Genomic DNA, 20,303 nt, shown 5'->3' on the forward strand with positions numbered 1-20,303 from the left:
GCTGCCCGGCGCGGCTCTCCCGCGCCTTCCGGGAACCGCGTCGGACCCCGTTCCGCGTGGCCTTCCCAGCCCCGGCGGCCCTCCGCTCCCCGGACGCTCAGCGTCGAGGTCCTGCCCATTCCGAACCCATCGAGGAGAGGCACATGGATGCTTCGGTCATCGTCGCCGGCGCCGGCCCGGCCGGACTCATGCTCGCCGCCGAACTGCGTATCGCGGGGGCCGACGTCATCGTCGTCGAACGCCTCCCCGAACGCACCGGCGAGTCCCGGGGCCTGGGTTTCACCGCCCGCACCATGGAGGTCTTCGACCAGCGGGGCCTGCTGCCGCGCTTCGGCGAGGTGGAGACCAGCAACGTGGGGCACTTCGGCGGCCTCCCGGTGGACTTCGGTGTCCTGGAGGGCGCCCACCAGGCGGCCAAGACCGTTCCGCAGTCGGTGACCGAGACCATCCTCGAGCAGTGGGCGGCCGAACTCGGCGCGGACATCCGCCGCGAGCACGAGCTGCTCTCCCTGCGCGAGGACGGCGACGGCGTGGAGATCGAGGTCGGCACGCCCGAGGGGAGGCGGACACTGCGCGCCGCCTACCTCGTGGGCTGCGACGGCGGGCGCAGCACGGTCCGCAAGGCCGCCGGCTTCGACTTCCCCGGCACCGCGGCCACGATGGAGATGTACCTCGCCGACCTCCGCGGCGTCGAACTCGAACCGCGCATGATCGGCGAGACCGTGCCCGGCGGCATGGTGATGGTCGGCCCGCTCCCCGGCGGCATCACCCGGATCATCGTCTGCGAGCGGGGCAACCCGCCCCAGCGGCGCACCGAGCCGCCCGCCTTCCAGGAGGTCGCCGACGCCTGGAAGCGGCTCACCGGCATCGACATCTCGCACGCCGAGCCGGTGTGGGTCAGCGCCTTCGGCGACGCCACCCGCCAGGTCACCGAGTACCGCCGCGGCCGGGTCCTCCTCGCCGGCGACGCCGCGCACATCCACCTCCCGGCCGGCGGCCAGGGAATGAACACCAGCATCCAGGACTCGGTCAACCTGGGCTGGAAGCTGGGGGCCGTCGTCCGCGGCACCGCGCCGGAGCCGCTGCTGGACACCTACCACGGCGAGCGCCACCCGGTGGGGCGGCGCCTGCTGATGAACACCCGGGCCCAGGGCCTGCTGTTCCTCAGCGGCGAGGAGATGCAGCCGCTGCGCGAGGTGTTCTCCGAACTGATCCGGTACGAGGAGGTCAGCCGCCATCTGGCCGCCATGGTCAGCGGGCTGGAGATCCGCTACGACGTCGGCAGCGGCACCCACCCCCTGCTGGGCCTGCGGATGCCCCGCCTGGAACTGTCCGCGGACGGCCGCCGCACCAGCAGCACCGAGCTGCTGCACCGGGGACGCGGCGTGCTGCTCGACCTGGAGGACAACGCCGTACTGCGCCGCCGGGCCGCGGGGTGGACCGACCGGATCGAGGTCGTGACCGCCGCTCCGGCCGGTGTCGCTCCCGGCAGCCCCCTGGAGGGCACCGCGGCGGTACTGGTGCGCCCCGACGGCTACGTCGCCTGGGCCGCCCCCGGCAGCCACCACGACCTGCCCACGGCCCTGGAGCGCTGGTTCGGCCCCGCCCGGTGAGCCGCCGGGCGCGCACCTCCCAGACCCCGCCCCACCAGGCTCCCCACGCCCGACAAGGAGAAGGGAAAAAATGCACAGCACGCTGATCGTGGCCCGCATGGAGCCGGGCTCGGCCCAGGACGTGGCCCGGCTCTTCGCGGATTTCGACGCCACCGACATGCCGCACCGCATGGGGACCCGGCGCCGCCAGCTCTTCTCGTACCGGGGGCTGTACTTCCACCTCCAGGACTTCGACTCCGAGGACGGCGGCGAGCGGATCGAGAAGGCCAAGACGGATCCGCGGTTCGTCGGCATCAGCGAGGACCTCAAGCCGTTCATCACGGCCTACGACCCGGCCACCTGGCGCTCCCCGTCCGACGCGATGGCCGAGCGCTTCTACCACTGGAGCACGCTGTGACCGGGCGGCGCGTGGTGATCACCGGCATCGGCGTCACCGCCCCCGGCGGGGTGGGCACCAAGAACTTCTGGCACCTGCTCTCCGAGGGCCGGACGGCGACGCGCCGGATCAGCTTCTTCGACCCCTCCCCCTTCCGCTCCCAGGTCGCGGCCGAGATCGACTTCGACCCCGACCTGCACGGGCTGAGCCCCCAGGAGGTCCGGCGCATGGACCGGGCCGCGCAGCTCGCCGTGGTCACCGCCCGGGAGGCGGTGGAGGACAGCGGGGTGGAGCTCGGCGACACCGACCCGTACCGCGTCGGGGTGACCATCGGCAGCGCGGTCGGCGCGACCACCGGCCTCGACTGGGAGTACCGCGCCGTCAGCGACGGCGGACGGCTGGACCTGGTCGACCACGCCTACGCGGTGCCGCACCTGTACAACTACTTCGTCCCCAGCTCCTTCTCGGCCGAGGTCGCCTGGGCGGTGGGCGCGGAGGGGCCCAACACGGTGGTCTCCACCGGCTGCACCTCCGGGCTCGACGCGGTCGGGTACGCCACCGAGCTGATCCGCGAGGGCACCGCCGACGTGATGGTCGCGGGCGCCACCGACGCCCCGATCTCGCCGATCACCGTGGCCTGCTTCGACGCGATCAAGGCGACCACGCCGCGCAACGACGACCCCGAGCACGCCTCCCGCCCCTTCGACGGCACCCGCAACGGCTTCGTCCTGGGCGAGGGCTCGGCCGTCTTCGTGCTGGAGGAGCTGGAGCGCGCCCGGCGGCGCGGGGCCCACGTGTACGCCGAGATCGCGGGCTACGCCTCCCGGTGCAACGCCTTCCACATGACCGGACTGCGCCCCGACGGGCGGGAGATGGCCGAGGCCATCCGCGTCGCCCTGGACGAGGCCCGGCTCGCCCCCGAGGACATCGACTACGTCAACGCGCACGGCTCGGGGACCAAGCAGAACGACCGGCACGAGACCGCCGCCTTCAAGAAGAGCCTGGGGGAGCACGCGTACGCCGTTCCCGTCAGCTCCATCAAGTCGATGGTCGGCCACTCGCTGGGCGCGATCGGCTCGATCGAGATCGCCGCCTGCGCGCTGGCCATGGAGTACGGCGTGGTGCCCCCCACGGCCAACCTGCACACCCCCGACCCCGAGTGCGACCTCGACTACGTGCCCCTGACCGCGCGGGACTGGAAGACCGACGCCGTGCTGTCGGTGGGCAGCGGCTTCGGCGGATTCCAGAGCGCGATGGTGCTCGCCCGACCCGAGAGGAGTGGCGCATGACCGGCAGCGCATCCGAGGCCGGCGCCCGCAGGACCGTCGTCACCGGCCTGGGCATCGCGGCCCCCACCGGCCTGGGCGTGGAGAACTACTGGAACGCGACCCGCGAGGGCGTGCACGGGATCGGCCGCCTGACCCGCTTCGACCCCTCGCGGTACCCGGCCCGGCTCGCCGGCGAGATCCGCGACTTCGTCGCCGAGGAGCACCTGCCCGGCCGGCTGATCCCGCAGACCGACCGGATGACCCGGATCGCCCTGGTGAGCGCCGACTGCGCCTTCGCCGACGCGGGCGTACAGCCGAGCGACCTGCCCGAGTACGAGATGGGCGTGGTCACCGCCAGTTCCTCGGGCGGCTTCGAGTTCGGCCAGGGCGAGCTGCGGAACCTGTGGAGCAAGGGCGGCCAGTACGTCAGCGCGTACCAGTCCTTCGCCTGGTTCTACGCGGTCAACAGCGGCCAGATCTCCATCCGCAACGGGATGCGCGGTCCCAGCGGGGTGGTCGTCAGCGACCAGGCCGGCGGCCTCGACGCGATCGCCCAGGCCCGCCGCCAGATCCGCAGGGGCACCCGGCTGATCGTCTCCGGCGGCATCGACGCCTCGCTCTGCCCCTGGGGCTGGGTCGCCATGCTCGCCGGCGGGCGGCTGAGCACCCGCGAGGACCCCGAACGGGCCTACCTGCCCTTCGACGCCGACGCGTGCGGGCACGTACCCGGCGAGGGCGGGGCGCTGCTGGTCGTGGAGGACGCCGAGAGCGCCCGCGAGCGCCGGGCGCCCCGGATCTACGGCGAGATCGCCGGATACGGCTCCACCTTCGACCCCCGGCCCGGCGGCGGGCGGTCGCGGGGGCCGGGGCTGCAGAAGGCGATCGAACTGGCGCTGGAGGACGCGGGCGCGCAGCCCGGGGAGATCGGTGTCGTCTTCGCCGACGCCGCCGCCGTCCCCGAGCTCGACCGCGTCGAGGCGGAGGCCCTCACCAAGGTCTTCGGACCGCGCGGCGTCCCGGTCACCGCGCCCAAGGCGATGACCGGACGGCTGTACTCCGGCGCCGCCTCGCTGGACGTGGCCACCGCCCTGCTGGCGATACGCGACGGGGTCATCCCCCCGACCCCCCACGTCACGCTCGCCGACGCGTACGACATCGACCTGGTCACCGCGGAGGCGCGGCCGGCCGAGGGGCTGCGCTCGGCCCTGGTGCTGGCCCGCGGCCACGGCGGCTTCAACTCCGCGGTGATCGTGCGGGCTTTCGACCGCTGACGTCGGCAAGCCCACCACCGCAACCACACGAGAGGAAGAACATGGCTGCTACGCGTTTCACCGTCGAGGACCTCAGGAGGATCCTGCGCGAGGGTGCCGGCGCCGACGAGAGCGTCGACCTCGACGGCGACATCCTGGACACCGACTTCGAGGAACTCGGCTACGAATCGCTCGCCCTGCTGGAGACCGGCGGCCGCATCGAGCGGGAGTACGGCATCAAGCTCGACGACTCCGCGCTGACCGACGCGCGCACGCCGCGCGCCCTGATAGAGCTCGTCAACAGCCGGCTGGCGCCCGCGCCGGTCGCCTGAGGCCGCCACCCGACCACTCCCCCTCCGGTGTGCGCACCGCCCCACCCGTCGGTGCGCACGCACCGCTGCCGCCGCGCCGCCCGGGCGCGGCGGCAGCGCCCTCCGCCCCCGGGTTTCCCGAACGACCGCCCCGAACAGCCCTCCCAGGAGGAAGACATGACACAGCAGGAACCGAGGGTCGCCGTCGTCACCGGTGCCACCAGCGGCATCGGGCTGGCCACCACGCGGCTGCTGGCCCGCAGCGGCCACCGGGTGTTCATCTGCGCCCGCAGCGAGCAGAACGTCACCGACACCGTCAAGGAGCTCCAGGCCGAGGGCCTGGACGTGGACGGGACCCCGTGCGACGTCCGCTCCGCGCAGGAGGTCCGGGACTTCGTGCGGGCGGCCGTGGACCGGTACGGCACGGTGGACGTCCTGGTGAACAACGCCGGCCGCTCCGGCGGCGGGGTCACCGCCGACATACCCGACGAGCTGTGGTTCGACGTCATCGACACCAACCTCAACAGCGTCTTCCGGATGACGCGCGAGGTGCTGAACACCGGCGGCATGCGGAGGAAGGACCGCGGCCGCATCATCAACATCGCCTCCACCGCGGGGAAGCAGGGCGTCGTGCTGGGCGCCCCCTACTCGGCCTCCAAGCACGGCGTCGTCGGCTTCACCAAGGCCCTGGGCAACGAGCTGGCGCCGACCGGGATCACCGTCAACGCCGTGTGCCCCGGCTATGTGGAGACCCCGATGGCCCAGCGGGTCCGCAAGGGCTACGCCGAGGCGTACGACACCACCGAGGAGAAGATCCTGGAGAAGTTCCAGGCCAAGATCCCGCTCGGCCGCTACTCCACGCCCGAGGAGGTCGCCGGACTCGTCGGCTACCTGGCCTCCGACACGGCCGCGTCCATCACCGCCCAGGCGCTGAACGTCTGCGGCGGGCTCGGCAACTTCTGACCGCGGGCCCGGCCCGCAGACCCGAACCGGAGAGGGGAGAGCGCACCATGACCCGCGAGGTCGAGCACGAGATCACGATCGGGGCCCCGGCGGCCGAGGTGTACCGGCTGATCGCCGAGGTGGAGAACTGGCCCCGGATCTTCCCCCCGACCGTCCACGTCGACCGCGTCGGGGACGGCCCGGCCGGCGGCCCGGCCGATGACGCGGCCGGCGGCGCGGACGGCGTGACCGAGGAGCGCATCCGCATCTGGGCCACCGCCAACGGCGAGGCCAAGAACTGGACTTCCCGCCGCACCCTGGACCCGAGGGCGCGGACCATCACCTTCCGCCAGGAGGTCTCCGCGCCTCCGGTGGCGTCCATGGGCGGCACGTGGATCATCGAGCCGCTCGGCGGGGACTCCTGCCGCGTGCGGCTGCTGCACGACTACCGGGCCGTCGGCGACGACCCGGAGAAGCTGGAGTGGATCGACCGGGCGGTGGACCGCAACAGCCGCTCGGAGCTGGCCGCGCTGAAGAGGAACGTCGAGCTGGCGACCGGTGCGGCCGAGCTGACCCTGTCCTTCCAGGACAGCGTCGAGATCAACGGGTCCGCCAAGGACGCCTACGACTTCGTCAACGAGGCCGGTCTGTGGAAGGAGCGGCTGCCGCACGTGGCCGAGGTCTCGCTGACCGAGGACTCCCCGGGCCTGCAGGTGCTGAGGATGGACACCCTCGCCAAGGACGGCTCGACCCACACCACCGAGTCCGTCCGGGTCTGCTTCCCGCACCACAGGATCGTCTACAAGCAGACCACCCTCCCGGCGCTGATGGCGCTGCACACCGGCTACTGGCTGTTCGAGGAGGACGCCTCCGGCGTCACCACCGCCACCTCCCAGCACACGGTGGTCCTCAACACCGCCAACATCGCGAAGGTGCTGGGCGAGGACGCCGGAGTGCTGGAGGCGCGCGACTTCGTCCGCAGCGCGCTGAGCACCAACAGCCGGGCCACCCTTGGCTACGCCAAGGAGTACGCGGAAGCGCGGCGCTGAGCGGTGTCCACCCGGTTCGACACCGCGCTGGACACCGATGTCGTGGTCGTCGGAGCCGGGCCCGTCGGCCTGCTGCTCGCCTTCGAGCTGCGCACCGGCGGGGCCCGGGTGACCGTGCTGGAACAGCTCGCCGAACCGACCACCGAGTCCCGGGCGTCCACCCTGCACGCCCGGACCATGGAACTGCTCGCCGAGCGGGGCCTGCTGGAGGAACTGGGACCGCCCGCCCCCGGCGGCCCCGGGCACTTCGGCGGCATTCCGCTGGACCTGACCGCGGCCGATCCCGGCCACCCGTACGCCGGGCAGTGGAAGGCGCCGCAGACCCGTGTCGAGGCGGTCCTGCGGCGGCGGGCCGCCGCACTCGGCGCCGAACTGCGGCGCGGCCACCGGGTGACCGGGCTCGCCGACCGGGGGGACCACGTCGAGATCGAGGCCGAGGGGCCCGGCGGAGCGCCGGTGCGGCTGCGCTGCGCATACGCCGTCGGCTGCGACGGCGAGCGCAGCACCGTACGGCGGCTCGCGGGCTTCGACTTCCCCGGCACCGAGGCCACCAGGGAACTGCTGCGGGCGGACGTCACCGGCATCGAGGTGCCCGGCCGGCGCTTCGAACGCCTCCCGGCCGGGCTGGCCGTCGCCGCCCGCCTCCCGAGCGGGGTCACCCGGATCATGGTCCACGAGTACGGGCGCGCTCCGGTGCGCCGCACCGGGGCGCCGGACTTCGCCGAGGTCGTCGACGCATGGCGCCGGGTCACCGGCGAGGACGTCGCCGGCGGCACACCGGTGTGGGTCAACGCCTTCGGCGACGCCCGCCGCCAGGTGACCCGCTACCGGCAGGGCCGGGTGCTGCTGGCCGGGGACGCCGCCCACGTCCAGATGCCGGTCGGCGGCCAGGCACTCAACCTCGGCCTCCAGGACGCCGCCGACCTCGGCTGGAAGCTCGCCGCCCAGTTCGGGGGCCGGCCCGACGAGGCGCTGCTGGACTCGTACCACGCCACCCGCCACCCGGTCGGGCGGCGGGTGCTGGCCAACATCGGGGCCCAGGCCCGGCTGCTGCTCGGCGGGCCGGAGGTGGAGCCGCTGCGCGCCGTCCTCGGCGAGCTGATGGAGAAGCCCCCGGTGCGGCGCCATCTGGCCGCCATGATCAGCGGCCTGGACAACCCGCGCTCCGACCGCCCCGCGCCCGTGTCCGCGCCCGCACCCGTGCCCGCGCCCCGGAACCACACCACCACGCGAAGGAGGAACACCATGGACAGGCTCACGGGCAGGACCGCCCTCGTCACGGGCTCCAGCCGCGGGATCGGCAGGGCGATCGCGCTGCGGCTGGCGCGGGAGGGCGCGCTGGTGGCCGTGCACTGCTCGACGGCCCGGGAGGCGGCCGACGAGGTCGTCGCGTCGATCGAGAAGGACGGCGGCCGGGCCTTCGCCGTCCAGGCGGAGCTGGGCGTCCCCGGCGACGTCCACGAGCTGTTCCTCCAACTGGAGGAGGGCCTGAGGGAGCGCACCGGCGGCACCGGGCTGGACATCCTGGTCAACAACGCCGGGGTGATGGGCGGTGTCGCCCCCGAGGAGGTCACCCCCGAGCAGTTCGACCGGCTCTACGCGGTCAACGCCAGGGCGCCGTTCTTCATCGTGCAGCGCGCGCTGAAGAACATGTCCTCCGGCGGGCGCATCATCAACATCTCCTCCGGCCTGACCCGTTTCGCCAACCCGCAGGAGATCGCGTACGCGATGACCAAGGGCGCCGTCGACCAGCTCACCCTGCACTACGCCAAGCACCTGGGCCCCCGCGGCATCACCGTCAACAGCGTGGGCCCCGGCATCACGAACAACGGCACCCCGGTCTTCGACATCCCCGAGGCCGTGGAGCAGATGGCGGCGCTGTCGGTGTTCAACCGGGTGGGCGAGCCGCAGGACATCGCCGACGTGGTGGCGTTCCTGGCCGGCGACGACGCCCGCTGGATCACCGGCTCCTACCTCGACGCCAGCGGCGGCACGCTGCTGGGCGGCTGAGGCGCCGCAGGGCTCCGGCGCCCTCCCGCCCCCGCCGGGCGCCGGCGCCGGGCCGGCCGCGGACACCGCCGATCCCCCGTCCGCGGCCGGCCGGCGGCCCCCGCCCGCCCGCGTCCCCGTACGCCCCGCTCCTCCACGCCCCCGACTCCCCGACTGCCCGGCGGTGCAACCGACATGACAGCGATCTCACCCTCCCCGCCATCCCCGCCCTCCACCGCAGCGGTCTCCGGCCCGCGGCGGTGGGCCCTGCTCCTGGTGCTCGCCGGGAACATGCTCATCGACGCCCTGGAGGTGTCGGTGGTGCTCGTGGCGCTGCCGGCCATCGGGGCCGGCCTCGGCCTGTCGCTGTGGACCGTGCAGTGGACGATGAGCGGCTTCGCCCTCGGCTTCGGCGCCCTGCTGCTCCTGGGGCCCCGGATCACCGCGCGCTGGGGGCGGCGCCCGGTCTACCTCGCCGCGCTGCTCGTCTTCGCCGCCGCGTCCGTGGCCGGCTACCTGGCCGACAGCGCGGCCGTGCTGATCGCCACCCGCGTCGTCAAGGGCGTGTGCGCGGCGCTCACGGCCCCGACCGGACTGGCCATCATCACCGTCGCCTTCCGGGAGGGGCCGGAGCAGCGCCGCGCGGTGTCGGTCTACTCCCTCTTCGGCGCGGCAGGCTTCACCGTGGGGCTGCTGCTCTCCGGCGCCCTCACCGAGGCGGACTGGCGCTGGACGCTGCTGTTCCCCGCCCCGGCGGCGCTGGTGCTGCTGGTGGCCGGGGCACGGCTCATCCCCCGGGACCCGCCCCGCCGCGACCGGCGTCCCGCCCCCGCGCCGTGGGCGCCCGCCCTGCTGCGCGACGGCGCCCTGCTGCGCTCGGCGGCCGGCGCGGCGGCCCTCAACGGCACGTATCTGGGCCTGCTGCTGCTGTGCACCTTCGAACTGCAGACGGAGTGGGGCTGGTCCCCGTGGTGGACGGCCCTGGCCTTCCTGCCCGCCTGCCTGCCCCCGGCGCTGACGGCCCTGCACGCGGGCCGGGTGGCCGGGCGCTTCGGCACGGCCCGGCTGATCGCCGCCGGCGCCCTGGCGGCGGTCACCGGGTACGGGCTGCGCCTGGCCTCGCCCGCGCCGGACTCCTACGCCGCCGGGCTGCTGCCGACGCTGCTGCTGGTCGGTGCCGCCTTCGCGCTCTCCTTCGCGCCCCTGAACATGCAGGCCACCTCCGCCCTGCCACCCGCCTCCCGCGGAGCGGCAGTCGCCCTCTACCAGGCCGCCGTCCAGACCGGCGCGGTGGTGACGCTGTGCCTGGTCGCGGCCCTGCACGGCGCCTTCGGCGACCGTCCCGCGCTGCTGCTCGTCACCGCGATCGGCTCCCTGGGCGCCCTCGTCGCGCTCACGGGACTGCGCGGACCCGGCGGGCGCGGACCCGGTGGGCGCGGACCCGGGAAGGGGGACGCGCTCGTCGCCTCCGGCGGTCCGCGATGACCCCGCCGCGGCCACCGGAACCGGGGCGGCTCGACCTGTGGCTGCTGCGCCAGCCGTGGACCCGGCTGCCGGGCGACCCGCTGGTGGTCTCGGAGCTCGACGAGGGGGAGCTGGCCCGCGCCGAGTCCTTCGTACGGGCCCACGACCGGCTGCTGTACCTGTCGGCGCACATCGCGCTGCGGCGGCTGCTGGCGGCGTACCTGCGGACACGGCCGCGGGACGTCCGCCTCGTCCGGGAGCCCTGCCCCGGCTGCGGCGGGCCGCACGGCCGCCCGGCCGTCGCCGGCGAGCCGCCCCCGCTGCACTTCTCCCTCTCCCACAGCCACGGGCTGGCGCTCTTCGGCGTGGCCGCGGAGCCGGTCGGGGTGGACGTGGAGAAGCTGCCCACGCAGGAGACGGTCCGGCTGTGCGGTCCGGTGCTCCACCCGGCCGAGCAGGAGGAGCTCGCACGGCTGGAACCGCACGAGCGCCCGCGGGCCTTCGGACGGCTGTGGACACGCAAGGAGGCCTATCTCAAGGGCATCGGCACCGGACTCGGCCGCAGCCTGTCCGCCGACTACCTGGGCGAGTACGGCGGACCGGACGCGCCCCGCGGCCCGGCGGGCTGGACGGTGCGCAACGTGCCCTGCGGCTCCAGCCACGTCCGCCACGTGGCCGCCGCGGCCGTCCGCGGCACGGCGGTGCGGCGCACCGCCGTCCGCTGGCTGCCCGCCGACTGCCTGTACGCCCAGGACCCCACAGGACTCATCGACGGAAGGGAGCCCCAGCAGTGGACCGAACAGCCCCCGCCTTCCCCGGACAGGGATCCCGGCGGACGGGAACGGGCGCCGGCACAGCCGAGCGGCGGCCCGGTCCGGTCGGCGCCCGCCTGACGGAGGAGTGCTCGGCATGATGCAGGAGCGGCTGGAGGAACTCGGCGCGATCAGGGAGTCGGTCCTGCGGGGACCCGACCCCGCGGCCACCGAACGGCAGCACGCCAAGGGCAAGCTGACCGCGCGCGAGCGGATCGAACTGCTGCTGGACGAGGGGTCGTTCCAGGAACTGGAGCCGCTGCGCCGCCACCGCGCCACCGGCTTCGGCCTGGAGGACCGCAGGCCGTACACCGACGGGGTGGTCACCGGCTGGGGCACGGTCGAGGGCCGTACCGTCTTCGTCTACGCCCACGACTTCCGCATCTTCGGCGGGGCGCTGGGCGAGGCCCACGCGAACAAGATCCACAAGGTGATGGACCAGGCGCTCGCCGCGGGCGCGCCGCTGGTCTCCCTCAACGACGGGGCCGGCGCCCGCATCCAGGAGGGCGTGACCGCGCTGGCCGGCTACGGCGGCATCTTCCGCCGCAACACCAAGGCGTCCGGCGTCATCCCGCAGATCTCGGTGATGCTGGGCCCGTGCGCGGGCGGTGCGGCGTACTCCCCGGCGCTGACCGACTTCGTGTTCATGGTCCGCGAGACCTCGCAGATGTTCATCACCGGCCCCGACGTGGTCAAGGCGGTCACCGGCGAGGAGATCACCCACGACGGGCTGGGCGGGGCGGATGTGCACGCCGCGACCTCCGGGGTGGCGCACTTCGCCTACGACGACGAGGCCACTTGTCTGGAGGACGTGCGCTACCTGCTGTCCCTGCTGCCGCAGAACAACCGCGAGCTGCCGCCCGCCGAGCACTCCGGGGACTCGCCCGACCGGCGGACCGACGCCCTGCGGGACCTGGTGCCGGCCGACGGCAACCGCCCCTACGACATGCGGGCGGTGATCGAGGAGATCGTCGACGACGGCGAGATGCTGGAGGTCCACGAGCGCTGGGCCACCAACATCATCTGCGCGCTGGCCCGGCTGGACGGTCAGGTGGTGGGCGTGGTGGCCAACCAGCCCCAGCAGCTGGCCGGGGTGCTGGACATCCACGCCTCGGAGAAGGCCGCCCGTTTCGTGCAGATGTGCGACGCGTTCAACATCCCCATCGTCACCCTGCTGGACGTGCCGGGCTTCCTGCCGGGGGTGGACCAGGAGCACGGCGGGATCATCCGGCACGGCGCGAAGCTGCTGTACGCGTACTGCAACGCCACCGTGCCGCGGATCTCGCTGGTGCTGCGCAAGGCCTACGGGGGTGCGTACATCGTGATGGACTCCCAGTCCATCGGTGCGGACCTGACCTATGCCTGGCCGACCAACGAGATCGCGGTGATGGGCGCCGAGGGCGCGGCGGGTGTGATCTTCCGGCGGGAGATCGCCGCCGCCGACGATCCCGAGGCGGTGCGGCGGCAGCGCATCAAGGAGTACCGGTCCGAGCTGATGCACCCCTACTACGCGGCCGAGCGCGGCCTGGTCGACGACGTCATCGACCCCGCCGACACCCGGCGGGTCCTGGCCCGCTCCCTGGCCATGCTCCGCACCAAGCACGCCGACCTGCCGCGCCGCAAGCACGGCAACCCGCCCCAGTGACGACGACAACGGGGAGGAGACAGCCATGAACACCGCCGAACGGACCGCTCTCCTGCGGGTGACCAGGGGGAACCCCGGTGCGGAGGAACTGGCCGCGCTCACCGCGGTCCTGCTCTCCCGTACGGCCGCAGCCGGCGCCGAGCCGGACGACGTCTCCCGGAGCCGGCGGGCGGTGGCCCGCTGGTCGAGGCCGGAGCGCGAGCCGGGGTTCGAGGGAGCACGCACCTGGCGGGCCCCGAACGGCTGAATGCCACATACAACTCTTCGTCAAATTCGTTGCGGCCCGCGGAAACCCCGATGAGGATTTCCCCAGACGTGGTTTCCGTGTGCCGCCGCCCATTCGGGCACGGCGCGGCCGAAAGAATTCGGCCGCGCCGTGCCCGGGAAGGTGACCAGCCGAAACAGGAGGAAACGTGCTCTCGTCCACAACGGCCGCCGGGGCGGAAGACGCGGCACTCCGGGACCAGGTCCGCATGCTCGCCGACCGATCGGAAATCACCGCACTCCTCGACCGGTACGTCGTTCTCCTGGACACCCAGGACGAGAACGGCTTCGACGAGACGTGGCCGCGCCGCATCTTCACCGAGGACGTCCGGCTGGTCTTCCCCATCGGTGAGCACCACGGGCTGGACGGCCTGTCGGAGTTCCACTACCGGGCCAAGCGGAAGTTCGTCCGCACCCACCACCTCGCGTCCAACTACCTCGTCGACCTGGACGGGGACCGGGCGGCCTTCCGCTTCCAGATGATCTCCACCCATGTGCACCCGGGGGAGAAGCCGCTGTTCGAGGTGGGCGGCCACTACGAGGGGGAGGCCGTGCGGACGGACGAGGGCTGGCGCATCCGGCGGTGGACGTACCACGTGGCGTGGTCCACGGGCCCCGGACCGTCGTAGGCCCGGGGGCGGACACCCGGTCCCGAGCGAGCCCATCCCGGACGGGCCCCGCCCCGGACGGGCCACCCGACACGACGAGGTTGACCCCTGATGAACACGACTGCCCCCGAACGCGCCGGGCGGCGCGAGTGGACCGGGCTCGCGGTACTGGTCCTGCCGACCCTGCTGGTCTCGATGGACCTGACCGTCCTGCACCTGGCGGTGCCCGTACTCAGCGCGGACCTGCGGCCGACGGGCACGCAGCTGCTGTGGATCACCGACATCTACGGCTTCCTGATCGCCGGATGGCTGATCACGATGGGAGCGCTCGGGGACCGGATCGGCCGCCGCAGACTGCTGCTGGCGGGAGGCGCCGCCTTCGGCGCCGCGTCGGTCCTCGCGGCCATGTCCGACAGCGCCGAGATGCTCATCGCGACCCGCGGTCTGCTGGGCGTGGCGGGCGCGACGCTCATGCCCTCCACGCTCTCGCTGATCCGGCACATGTTCCAGGACCCGGCCCAGCGCACCTTCGCCGTCAGCACCTGGATGACCACCTTCATGGTGGGCGGCGCCATCGGCCCGCTGGTCGGCGGCGCGCTGCTGGAGAAGTTCTGGTGGGGCTCGGTGTTCCTGCTGGGCGTGCCGGTGATGCTGCTGCTGCTCGTCCTCGGGCCGGCGCTGCTGCCCGAGTACCGCGCCCCCGGGGCGGGCCGTCTCGACGTGGTCAGCGTGCTGCTGTCCCTGGTGGCGGTGCTGACGGCGGTCTACGGCGTCAAGCGGCTGGCCGAGCACGGCGCGGACTGGGTGGCCGGGGCGGCAGTCCTCACCGGTCTCGCCGTCGGCGCGGTCTTCCTCCGGCGCCAGCGGGTGCTGCGCGACCCGCTCATCGACCTGCGGCTGTTCTCGGAGCGGACCTTCTCGGCGGCCCTGTCCACCCAGACCCTGGGGGTCTTCGCGATGGCGGGGACCCAGTTCTTCATCATCCAGTACCTCCAGCTGGTGGAGGGACTCTCCCCGCTGCAGGCCGGGCTGTGGACGCTTCCGTCGACCGCCGCCGGCATCGTCGGGGCGATGCTGGCGCCCGCGGTCGTACGGAAGGTGCGCCCCGCGTACGCCATGGGCGCGGGCCTGCTCCTGGCCGCCCTGGGCTTCGTCGCGATGACCCGGGTGGCCGGGGACTCCGGACTCGCGGTGCTGGTGGCCGGCTTCGTCGTCACGTCCTTCGGGCTCGGCCCGACGATGACCCTGACCACCGACATGATCATCGGCTCCGCGCCGCCGGAGCGGGCCGGCGCGGCCTCGGCGATCTCCGAGACCGGCAGCGAGTTCGGCCTGGCGATGGGGCTGGCCGTCATCGGCAGCGCGGGCACCGCCGTGTACCGGGCCGAGGCGGCCGACGCCGTTCCCGACGGAGTTCCCGCCGGCGCGGCCGAGGTCGCGCGGGACACGCTCGGCGGCGCGGTCGACGTCGCCGGCGAGCTGCCCGCGGGCCTCGCCGCCCGGCTGCTGGACGGGGCGCGGGAGGCGTTCACCAGCGCCCTGCACACGACGGCCGCCCTGAGCTGCGCCGTCACGCTCGCCCTGGTGGTGCTCGTGATGACCCTGCTGCGCCGGACCCCGGCCGGAGGCGGGCCGCAGGAGCACGGCGAGGCTCTGGAGAAGACCCACGACGACAGCGACGACGTCCCCGGGCGGCGCGAGGAGAACGTGCCGGAGAAGCGGGACACGATCTGACGGAGGCACCGCACGGATGACCGCACCGCCCCTGGACGCAGTGCGCCGCTGCCACGGCGTCCTCAACGCACTGCACTCCACCGTCTACTTCACCCCGTACCTGGACAAGGAGCTCGCCGCGTACGGGATCGACGACCCCATGGCCGCCTATCTGGCCGGCCGGGCCGCGCCCCTGGGGCCGGTCGGCGCCGGACCGGTCACCGCGACCTTCTACAGCTTCCACCACGGCCTCGTCGCCCGGCACGTGCCGCGGGTGTGGGACCTCGCCGCGCCGGAGACCGTGTGGGCCGCCCGGCTGCGCGCCGCCGACGCCACGCTGCGCCGGGCGCTCGGGGACCGGCTCGTCGAAGGCCCGGAGGTGGCCGAGGCGGCGGAGCTCGCCCTGCGGGCCGCCGAGGGGTGCCGCAGGCCCGGGCGCCCGCTCTACGCCGCCCACGCGGACCGGCCCGTCCCCGACGAGCCCCACCTCGTCCTCTGGTACGCCGCGACCCTGCTGCGGGAGCACCGCGGCGACGGGCACGTGGCGGCACTGGACGGTGCCGGACTCGACGGGCTGGAGGCCCTGGTCTCCCACAGCGCGAGCGGGGAGGGCATGCCCAAGGAGATCGTGATGACCAAGCGGGGCTGGACCGAGGAGGACTGGGCCGCCGCCGAGGAACGCCTGCGCGGCCGGGGGCTGATGGCCGCCGACGGGACGCTGACCCCCCAGGGGCGCCGGCTGCGCCGGGACCTGGAGGAGACGACGGACCGGATGGACCTGGCCCCGTACGAGCGGCTCGGCGCGCGGGCCACCGGCCGTCTCACGGAGCTGGCCGACGGCCTGGTCGGCGAGGCCGCGAGGTCGGGGGTCTTCCCTCCCGTCCTGCTGGGCTTCTTCACCGGCCGGAACCACACGGGCGACCACTCGGGCGGCGGCACGGGGAACGGCACGGAGGGGACGCCCCGGTGAAGGTGCTGTTCACGATCATGCCGGCCCCGGCGCACCTGTACCCGATCGTGCCGATCGCCTGGGCCCTGCAGTGCGCGGGGCACGAGGTGCGCGTCGCCTCGCACCCCGGCATCGCGGACGCCGTCGTCGCCACCGGTCTCACGGCGGTGCCCCTCGGCCCGGAGGTGGACCTGGCGGCGTCGGTGCGGGCCGCCGCCGACAACCCCGAACTGGAGCGCATCACCCGGGCGCTGGCGCTCGACCCGGCCGACCACAACCTCCGCACCGCGCTGCGGTACTACCTGATGGCCCCGTTCGCGAACTACTACCGCTCCGGGGCGCCCGGGCCGGAGGGGCGTCCGATGGTGGACGCCCTGGTGGACTTCACCCGCGACTGGCGGCCGGACCTGGTGCTGTGGGACCCGCTGTTCTTCCCCGCGCCCGTCGCCGCCCGCGCCTGCGGCGCCGCGCACGCCCGGCTCCTGTGGGGACTGGACCACTTCGGCTGGGCCAGGAGGCGGTTCGTGGAACGGCTGGGCCTGCCGGACACCGAGCCGCACGAGGACCTGATGGCCGCCATGATGCGGCCCACGCTGGAGCGGTTCGGCCAGGACTTCGCGGAGGAGCTGCTGGTCGGCCAGTGGACGGTGGACCCGACACCGCAGCGTCTGCGGCTGCCGGCCGACCTGCGCTACGTACCGGTGCGCTGGGTGCCCTACAACGGGGCCGCGGCCGTTCCGCCGTGGCTGCGCGAGCGGCCGGAGCGGCCCCGGGTGTGCCTGACGCTGGGGGTGAGCGGCAGGAAGTTCTTCGCCGACGACGACGTCCCGGTGGCCGGGCTGCTGGACGCGGTGGCCGGCCTGGACGTCGAACTGGTGGCGACCCTGGACCGGGACCAGCTCGCCGCCTCCCGGGTCGAGGTCCCGGCCAACGTGCGCACGGTCGACTACCTGCCGCTCAACCTGCTGCTGCCCACCTGCTCGGCGATCGTCCACCACGGCGGTGCCGGTACCTTCGTGGCCGCGGCGGCCCACCGGGTTCCGCAGCTCATCGTCCCCAAGGAGGGCGGCGACTTCGTGGACCACGCCCGCTACGCGGAGGAGCTCGGCGCGGGGATCGCCGTGGAGCGCGAGGGGCTGACGGGAGCCGGGCTGGCCAAGCAGATGATGCGGCTGGTCGAGGAGCCCGCCTTCCGGCGGGGCGCCGAGGCACTGTACGCCGACATGCTGGCCGCGCCGGGCCCGGACGGCCTCGTCCCGGTCCTGGAGAAGCTCACCGAGGAGCACCGCAGCCGCGGCTGACCCCGCCCCCGGAGCCGCGGCGCCCGGAAGGCGCGCGGAACCCGGGTCCGCCGGTGCGGCGGCGCGCCGCCGCACCGGCGGACCGTCGTGTCCGGACCCGACACGCCCGAACCGACACCCCACTCCCACACAGCCCACAGGAGGAACAGCCGTGCCGGAGAACCCCATCAAGCTCGCCGTGATCATCGGCAGCGTGCGCGGTGGACGTTTCGGCCCCACGGTGGCGCGCTGGTTCGCCGGCCAGGCGGAGCGGCACGGGGACGTGAGCGTCGACGTCGTCGACCTGCTCGACCACCCGCTGCCCCTGCGGATGCCGCCCTTCGGCGAGGAGCCCGACCCGGAGACCCGGCAGGTGCGGGCGCGGCTGTCGGCCAGGCTCGCCGCCGCCGACGCCTTCGTCGTGGTCACCCCCGAGTACAACCACACCGCCCCGCCCGCCCTGACCAACACCATCGACTGGTTCATGGAGGAGTGGACGGCCAAACCGGTCGGCCTGGTCTCCTACGGGGGCATGGGCGGTGGCCTGCGGGCCGCCGAGCACCTGCGCCAGGTGTTCGCCGAGGTGCACGCCATGACCGTCAGGGAGATGCTCAGCTTCCACAACGCCTGGGACGCCTTCGGAGAGGACGGGACGACGGCCCCGGAGGGCAGCGAAGGCGCCGCCAAGACACTGCTCGACCAGCTCGTTTGGTGGGCGGACGCCCTCCGCGAGGCCCGCGAGAAGGTTCCCTACCGGCGCTGACGCCGGGCCGAGACCGGGCGGTACGGGGTTCGCCCCCGTGCCGCCCGCTGTGTTTCCCGGGTTTCCCGGGCCCCCGGCGGATTTCTTCGTGAGAGGTCAGGATGATCAACGTTTTCCAGCCCAGTCTGGGCGACGAGGAGGCCGCGGCCGTCGCGGAGGTCTTCGCCTCCGGCTGGCTGGGCCACGGGCCGCGCACCAAGGCCTTCGAGGCCGGCTTCGCCGAGCACATCGGGGCCGGGCCGGAGCAGGTCGTGTTCATCAACTCCTGCACCGCCGGGCTGTTCCTGGCCACCGAGCTGCTGGGGCTCGGCCCCGGCGACGACGTGGTCATGCCCTCGGTGAGCTTCGTGGCCGCGGCCAACGCCGTCGCGGCCACCGGGGCCCGGCCGGTGTTCTGCGACGTCGACCCCCGCACCCTCAACCCGACGGCCGCCCACGTCGAGAGCGCGCTGACGCCGCGCACGAAGGCGGTGCTGGTGCTCCACTACGGCGGCCACCCGGGCGACATCGCCGCCATCGCCGCACTGTGCCGCCGCCGCGGCGTCGCCCTGGTCGAGGACGCCGCCTGCGCCGTGGCGTCCACCGCGCACGGCACCGCCTGCGGAACCTTCGGGGACATCGGGGTGTGGAGCTTCGACGCGATGAAGGTGATGGTCACCGGAGACGGCGGGGCCCTCTACGTCCGCGATCCCGAACTCGCCCGCAGGGCCCGCCGCATGGCCTACCACGGGCTGGAGCAGTCCAGCGGCTTCTCCGCCGCCCGGGTCTCCCACCGCTGGTGGGAGCTGGACGTGCGGGAGTTCGGCCGCCGGATCATCGGCAACGACGTCACCGCGGCCATCGGCAGCGTCCAGCTGCGGCGCCTGCCCGGCTTCGTCGCCCGGCGCCGCGAGATCGCCGGGACCTACGACCGGCTGCTCGCCGACGCCGAGGGCGTGCGGCTGCCGCCGCCGCTCCCGGAGGGCCACACCGGCTCGTACTACTTCTACTGGGTGCAGCTCGACCCGGCCGTCCGCGACGGGGTCGCGGCCGACCTGCTGAAGCGCGACATCTACACGACCTTCCGCTACCCGCCGCTGCACAGGGTCCCCGCCTACGGGACCGGTCACGGCGAACTGCCCGGCACCGACGAGGCGTCGGAGGCCACCTTGCTGCTGCCCCTGCACCAGGGGCTCGACGACACGGAGGTGCGGACCGTGGCCGACGAGCTGCGCAAGGCCGTGGAGAGCCGCTCCTCCGGCGGCGGGAGGTGAGCGGTGAGGATCACCGAGACGGCCGTGCCCGGTGTTCACACCGTCATCCCCGACCGGATCCGCGACCGGCGCGGCGACTTCTACGAGGCGATGCGCGCCGGGGAGTTCGAGAAGGCGCTGGGGCACCCGTTCGTGCCCCGGCAGATCAACTACTCGGTGTCGAGGCGCAACACGCTCCGCGGTATCCACGGCGTGACCGTCCCGCCGGGCCAGGCCAAGTACGTCACCTGCGTCCGGGGAGCCCTGCGGGACGTCGCCGTGGACCTGCGCGTGGGCTCGCCCACCTTCGGGCAGCACGTGGTCAACGAGCTGGACGCCGACTCGGGCCGCGCGGTGTACGTGCCCGAGGGCGTGGGCCACGGCTTCCTGGCCCTCACCGACGACACCTGCATCTGCTACGTGCTCTCCTCCGAGCACGTGCCGGGCACCCAGGTGGACATCGACCCCCTCGACCCCGAACTCGCCATACCCTGGGGCTTCACCGAGCGCCCGCTGATGTCCGACAAGGACGCCCGGGCCCCGACCCTGGCCGAGGCCATGGCGGCGGGCCTGCTCGCCACCTGGCGGGAGTCCGCGCACGCGCGCCGGCTCGCCCCGGCCCGCTGACCCGCCCCGGCCCCTCCGGAAAGGCCCCTCCGGAAAGGTCCCTCCGGAACAGCCCTTCCCGAACGGCCCTTCCGGAACGGCCGGGCACCGCGCCGCCCTTCGCCGGGCGGCCACCGGGTCACCGACGTGCTCCGAGTCAGCTCCGTTC

19 protein-coding genes are annotated in these 20,303 nt (G+C 73.9%); all 19 read left to right on the top strand.

What is annotated here, in order from left to right; translation table 11 throughout:
• Nucleotides 1–143 precede the first annotated feature (143 nt).
• The 19 genes from QPK52_RS14815 (at nt 144) to QPK52_RS14905 (ending at nt 20,155) form a co-directional block, all read left to right on the top strand.
• Nucleotides 144–1,613 (top strand): FAD-dependent monooxygenase, encoded by a 1,470-nt coding sequence (locus tag QPK52_RS14815; RefSeq protein ID WP_410537953.1) that lies wholly within the window; start codon nt 144–146, stop codon nt 1,611–1,613.
• Between the two features lie 70 nt (nt 1,614–1,683).
• Nucleotides 1,684–2,010 (top strand): TcmI family type II polyketide cyclase, encoded by a 327-nt coding sequence (locus QPK52_RS14820; RefSeq protein WP_410537954.1) that lies wholly within the window; start codon nt 1,684–1,686, stop codon nt 2,008–2,010.
• Nucleotides 2,007–3,278, top strand: a complete 1,272-nt coding sequence (locus QPK52_RS14825; RefSeq protein ID WP_410537955.1) for a beta-ketoacyl-[acyl-carrier-protein] synthase family protein — start codon at nt 2,007–2,009, stop codon at nt 3,276–3,278. The genes QPK52_RS14820 and QPK52_RS14825 overlap by 4 nt, the downstream gene beginning before the upstream one ends.
• The gene (locus QPK52_RS14830) at nt 3,275–4,528 is read left to right on the top strand and encodes a ketosynthase chain-length factor (protein WP_410537956.1); all 1,254 of its coding nucleotides are present in this window, start codon (nt 3,275–3,277) and stop codon (nt 4,526–4,528) included. Before QPK52_RS14825 ends, QPK52_RS14830 begins: the two co-directional genes overlap by 4 nt.
• Before the next feature lie 41 nt (nt 4,529–4,569).
• Nucleotides 4,570–4,839, top strand: a complete 270-nt coding sequence (locus tag QPK52_RS14835) for an acyl carrier protein (RefSeq protein WP_410537957.1) — start codon at nt 4,570–4,572, stop codon at nt 4,837–4,839.
• Between the two features lie 156 nt (nt 4,840–4,995).
• Nucleotides 4,996–5,781, top strand: coding sequence for a 3-oxoacyl-ACP reductase (locus tag QPK52_RS14840; RefSeq protein ID WP_410537958.1), 786 nt, complete (start codon nt 4,996–4,998; stop codon nt 5,779–5,781).
• A gap of 47 nt (nt 5,782–5,828) precedes the next feature.
• Nucleotides 5,829–6,809 (top strand): aromatase/cyclase, encoded by a 981-nt coding sequence (locus tag QPK52_RS14845; RefSeq protein ID WP_410537959.1) that lies wholly within the window; start codon nt 5,829–5,831, stop codon nt 6,807–6,809.
• Between the two features lie 3 nt (nt 6,810–6,812).
• Nucleotides 6,813–8,819, top strand: coding sequence for an SDR family oxidoreductase (locus QPK52_RS14850; protein WP_410537960.1), 2,007 nt, complete (start codon nt 6,813–6,815; stop codon nt 8,817–8,819).
• A 174-nt stretch (nt 8,820–8,993) separates the two neighbouring features.
• A complete protein-coding gene (locus QPK52_RS14855) occupies nt 8,994–10,283 on the top strand; it encodes an MFS transporter (RefSeq protein ID WP_410537961.1) in 1,290 nt (429 codons plus the stop codon).
• On the top strand, nt 10,280–11,155 hold the full coding sequence (locus tag QPK52_RS14860) for a 4'-phosphopantetheinyl transferase family protein (RefSeq protein ID WP_410537962.1): 876 nt from the start codon (nt 10,280–10,282) through the stop codon (nt 11,153–11,155). Before QPK52_RS14855 ends, QPK52_RS14860 begins: the two co-directional genes overlap by 4 nt.
• Before the next feature lie 16 nt (nt 11,156–11,171).
• On the top strand, nt 11,172–12,719 hold the full coding sequence (locus QPK52_RS14865; protein WP_410537963.1) for an acyl-CoA carboxylase subunit beta: 1,548 nt from the start codon (nt 11,172–11,174) through the stop codon (nt 12,717–12,719).
• Between the two features lie 25 nt (nt 12,720–12,744).
• Complete coding sequence (locus QPK52_RS14870; RefSeq protein WP_410537964.1) at nt 12,745–12,966, top strand: acyl-CoA carboxylase subunit epsilon; 222 nt, start codon at nt 12,745–12,747, stop codon at nt 12,964–12,966.
• Between the two features lie 166 nt (nt 12,967–13,132).
• Nucleotides 13,133–13,612, top strand: a complete 480-nt coding sequence (locus tag QPK52_RS14875; protein WP_410537965.1) for a nuclear transport factor 2 family protein — start codon at nt 13,133–13,135, stop codon at nt 13,610–13,612.
• Between the two features lie 90 nt (nt 13,613–13,702).
• A complete protein-coding gene (locus tag QPK52_RS14880) occupies nt 13,703–15,325 on the top strand; it encodes an MFS transporter (RefSeq protein ID WP_410537966.1) in 1,623 nt (540 codons plus the stop codon).
• A 16-nt stretch (nt 15,326–15,341) separates the two neighbouring features.
• Nucleotides 15,342–16,274, top strand: coding sequence for an SCO6745 family protein (locus tag QPK52_RS14885; RefSeq protein ID WP_410537967.1), 933 nt, complete (start codon nt 15,342–15,344; stop codon nt 16,272–16,274).
• Nucleotides 16,271–17,554 (top strand): activator-dependent family glycosyltransferase, encoded by a 1,284-nt coding sequence (locus tag QPK52_RS14890; RefSeq protein WP_410537968.1) that lies wholly within the window; start codon nt 16,271–16,273, stop codon nt 17,552–17,554. The genes QPK52_RS14885 and QPK52_RS14890 overlap by 4 nt, the downstream gene beginning before the upstream one ends.
• A gap of 151 nt (nt 17,555–17,705) precedes the next feature.
• Nucleotides 17,706–18,296, top strand: a complete 591-nt coding sequence (locus QPK52_RS14895) for an NADPH-dependent FMN reductase (protein ID WP_410537969.1) — start codon at nt 17,706–17,708, stop codon at nt 18,294–18,296.
• 101 nt (nt 18,297–18,397) lie between these two features.
• Nucleotides 18,398–19,549, top strand: coding sequence for a DegT/DnrJ/EryC1/StrS family aminotransferase (locus tag QPK52_RS14900; protein ID WP_410537970.1), 1,152 nt, complete (start codon nt 18,398–18,400; stop codon nt 19,547–19,549).
• Nucleotides 19,550–19,552: 3 nt separating this feature from the next.
• Nucleotides 19,553–20,155 carry a dTDP-4-dehydrorhamnose 3,5-epimerase family protein gene (locus QPK52_RS14905; RefSeq protein WP_410537971.1) on the top strand — a complete coding sequence of 201 codons (603 nt, stop codon included), beginning with the start codon at nt 19,553–19,555 and terminating at the stop codon, nt 20,153–20,155.
• The last annotated feature ends 148 nt before the right edge of the window (nt 20,156–20,303 follow it).

It is taken from the genome of Streptomyces sp. KL2 (assembly GCF_046529545.1).
Taxonomy (GTDB): Bacteria; Actinomycetota; Actinomycetes; order Streptomycetales; family Streptomycetaceae; genus Streptomyces; species Streptomyces radiopugnans.

Bases quoted from the DNA above. Each gene is read 5' to 3' on its own strand.
- QPK52_RS14870 (WP_410537964.1), top strand. From the start codon at position 12,745: ATGAACACCGCCGAACGGACCGCTCTCCTGCGGGTGACCAGGGGGAAC.
- QPK52_RS14865 (WP_410537963.1), top strand. From the start codon at position 11,172: ATGATGCAGGAGCGGCTGGAGGAACTCGGCGCGATCAGGGAGTCGGTC.
- QPK52_RS14880 (WP_410537966.1), top strand. From the start codon at position 13,703: ATGAACACGACTGCCCCCGAACGCGCCGGGCGGCGCGAGTGGACCGGG.
- QPK52_RS14855 (WP_410537961.1), top strand. From the start codon at position 8,994: ATGACAGCGATCTCACCCTCCCCGCCATCCCCGCCCTCCACCGCAGCG.
- QPK52_RS14835 (WP_410537957.1), top strand. From the start codon at position 4,570: ATGGCTGCTACGCGTTTCACCGTCGAGGACCTCAGGAGGATCCTGCGC.
- QPK52_RS14885 (WP_410537967.1), top strand. From the start codon at position 15,342: ATGACCGCACCGCCCCTGGACGCAGTGCGCCGCTGCCACGGCGTCCTC.
- QPK52_RS14900 (WP_410537970.1), top strand. From the start codon at position 18,398: ATGATCAACGTTTTCCAGCCCAGTCTGGGCGACGAGGAGGCCGCGGCC.
- QPK52_RS14845 (WP_410537959.1), top strand. From the start codon at position 5,829: ATGACCCGCGAGGTCGAGCACGAGATCACGATCGGGGCCCCGGCGGCC.
- QPK52_RS14860 (WP_410537962.1), top strand. From the start codon at position 10,280: ATGACCCCGCCGCGGCCACCGGAACCGGGGCGGCTCGACCTGTGGCTG.
- QPK52_RS14830 (WP_410537956.1), top strand. From the start codon at position 3,275: ATGACCGGCAGCGCATCCGAGGCCGGCGCCCGCAGGACCGTCGTCACC.
- QPK52_RS14815 (WP_410537953.1), top strand. From the start codon at position 144: ATGGATGCTTCGGTCATCGTCGCCGGCGCCGGCCCGGCCGGACTCATG.
- QPK52_RS14840 (WP_410537958.1), top strand. From the start codon at position 4,996: ATGACACAGCAGGAACCGAGGGTCGCCGTCGTCACCGGTGCCACCAGC.
- QPK52_RS14820 (WP_410537954.1), top strand. From the start codon at position 1,684: ATGCACAGCACGCTGATCGTGGCCCGCATGGAGCCGGGCTCGGCCCAG.